This is a genomic window from Streptomyces sp. NPDC058964 (assembly GCF_042741275.1).
Taxonomy (GTDB): domain Bacteria; phylum Actinomycetota; class Actinomycetes; order Streptomycetales; family Streptomycetaceae; genus Streptomyces.
Window position 1 is genome coordinate 1 of the sequence record NZ_JBHYKH010000854.1, and the last position, 2,170, is coordinate 2,170.

The 2,170-nt window shown below is 75.3% G+C and carries 1 pseudogene; it reads left to right on the top strand.

What is annotated here, in order from left to right:
* Positions 1–55: 55 nt before the first annotated feature.
* Positions 56–2,170: pseudogene (locus ACFW2E_RS45610) on the top strand (type I polyketide synthase); the annotation flags it as partial.

Consider the following 2,170-nt stretch of genomic DNA (forward strand, 5'->3'; position numbering starts at 1 on the left):
GGGGCGCGCGCTGCGGGGCCCGCACCCGCCCGACGCCGGGTTCCCGGACGGGACCGCCGCGGGGCAGCACCCGGCCGATCCGGTCGCGATCGTCGGCATGGCCTGCCGTTACCCGGGCGGCATCGCCTCCCCGGGGCAGCTGTGGGACCTGGTCGCCGCGGGCGGCGACGCGATCGGTCCGCTGCCCGAGGACCGCGGCTGGGACGTCGCCGGACTCTACGACCCCGATCCGGACGCGCCCGGCAAGACGTACGCGCGCGAGGGCGGATTCCTCTACGGAGCCGCCGAGTTCGACGCCGACTTCTTCGGCATCAGCCCGCGTGAGGCAGCCGCGATGGAGCCGCAGCAGCGGCTCGCCCTGGAGACGTCGTGGGAGGCCCTGGAGCACGCGGGCATCGACCCGGCGGCGCTGCGGGGCGGCGACGCCGGGGTCTTCGTGGGCGCCGAACCGCAGGAGTACGGCCCGCGTCTGCACCAGGCCCCCGAGGGCTTCGAAGGCCACCTGCTGACCGGCGGCGCCACCAGCGTCATCTCCGGACGCGTCGCCTACGCCCTGGGTCTGGAGGGCCCGACCCTGACGGTCGACACGGCCTGCTCCTCGTCCCTCGTCGCGGTGCATCTGGCGGCGCGGGCGCTGCGCTCGGGCGAGTGCTCCCTGGCGCTCGCGGGCGGCGTGGCCGTGATGTCGAGCCCGGGGACGTTCACGGCGTTCAGCCGGCAGCGCGGCCTGGCCCCCGACGGCCGCTGCAAGCCGTTCGCGGAGGCGGCCGACGGGACCGGATGGGCGGAGGGCGTGGGCTTCCTCGTCCTGGAGCGGCTCTCCGAGGCCCGCCGCAACGGTCACAAGGTCCTCGCGGTGATCCGGAGTTCGGCGGTCAACCAGGACGGCGCGAGCAACGGGCTCACCGCTCCGAACGGTTCCGCACAGCGCCGCCTGATCCAGCGGACCCTGGCCACGGCGGGCCTGACGGGCGCCGACGTCGACGCCGTGGAGGCCCACGGCACCGGCACCCGGCTCGGCGACCCCATCGAGGCGGGCGCGCTGCTGGCGACGTACGGCCAGGACCGTGAGCAGCCTCTCTGGCTGGGTTCGGTCAAGTCGAACCTGGGGCACACGCAGGCTGCCGCCGGCGTGGCCGGGGTCATCAAGATGGTGGAGGCGCTGCGCCACGAGGTGCTGCCACGCACCCTCCACGTGGACGAGCCCTCGTCCCGGGTGGACTGGTCGGCGGGGTCGGTGGCACTGCTCACCCGGGAACAGCCCTGGCCGGCCGGGGAACGGGTGCGGCGCGCGGGTGTGTCGTCCTTCGGCATCAGCGGGACCAATGCGCATGTCATCGTCGAGGAGGCGCCCGCCGGCGAGCGGGCCCCGGCCGCCGGGCAGACGGCGCTGCCCGTGGTCCCCTGGATCGTGTCGGGCACGACCGACGAGGCGCTGCGCGCCCAGGCCGGGCGACTGGCCGAACACCTGCGCCAGCACCCCGGGCTCACCGCCGAGTCCGTGGCGTCGGCTCTCACGGGCCGTACGGCACTCCCCCACCGGGCAGCCGTCGTGGCGGCCGGTCCCGAGGGCCTGCTGGCCGGGGTCGAGGCGATCGCCCGCGGTGAGGCGCCGCTGCGCGGGGAGCCGGCCGCCGGCCTGCTGGCGTTCCTGTTCACGGGGCAGGGCAGCCAGCGCGTCGGCATGGGCCGCGAACTGTACGCGGCATACCCGGAGTTCGCGCGCGCCCTGGACGAGGTGTGCGCCGCGCTCGACGTGTATCTCGAACGCCCGTTGCTGGACGTCCTGTTCGGCGAGAACGGGCTGTACGGCGAACCGGGCACCGAACTCGACGAGACGCACTGCACCCAGCCCGCTCTGTTCGCCCTCGAGGTCGCCCTGTTCCGGCTGCTGGAGGCGTGGGGTGTGCGGCCGGATGTGCTGGCCGGGCATTCGATCGGTGAGCTGGCGGCCGCGTATGTGGCGGGGCTGTGGTCGCTGGAGGACGCGGCGTTGATCGTGTCGGCGCGCGGCCGGTTGATGCAGCGGCTTCCGGCCGGGGGCGCGATGGCGGCCGTGCAGGCCACCGAGGACGAGGTCCTGCCCGTGCTGCCGGACGGCACGGGGATCGCGGCCGTCAACGGTCCGGTGTCGGTGGTCGTCTCCGGGCCCGAGGCGGGTGTCGACGAG